1 pseudogene is annotated in these 361 nt (G+C 62.6%); it reads right to left on the bottom strand.

From position 1 onward, the window contains the following. A pseudogene (locus AAIR21_RS28030) lies at nt 1–361 on the bottom strand (ImcF-related family protein); the annotation flags it as partial.

Here is a 361-nt window from a genome sequence, read left to right as displayed (position 1 = left end):
GCTGGCGGTCTTCTGCGCCAGATAAATTTGTGTACGGTTCACCCCCAGCGACAGGGCGGTGCCCGCGCCCCACAGCACGATGAGCGCCAGCAGGAGGGCTTTCCCCCGGGTTGTCCAGTCCGCCGTGATTTTTCGTGCACGAACCACCACGCTGTCCTGTGCAATGGTCTGCCATCCCGGCGAGGACAGCGCACTGTGAGGAAGCGATGCGGTACGGATCTGTGTCGGACTGAAGACGAGGCCACGCAGACGATAAGGTGCCGTTGCACCCAGCAACCCGGTCACCAGCGTCTTAATATCGCTGCGCAGGGCATCCTGTAACCGGGACGACAGGCTCAGCAATCCGTCGTGGCGCAGGTCA

The organism is Enterobacter sp. PTB (genome assembly GCF_051130085.1).
GTDB classification, from domain to species: Bacteria; Pseudomonadota; Gammaproteobacteria; order Enterobacterales; family Enterobacteriaceae; genus Enterobacter; species Enterobacter ludwigii.
The sequence above is the reverse complement of the archived record's forward strand: the minus strand, read 5'-3'. Positions and strand labels throughout refer to the sequence as shown.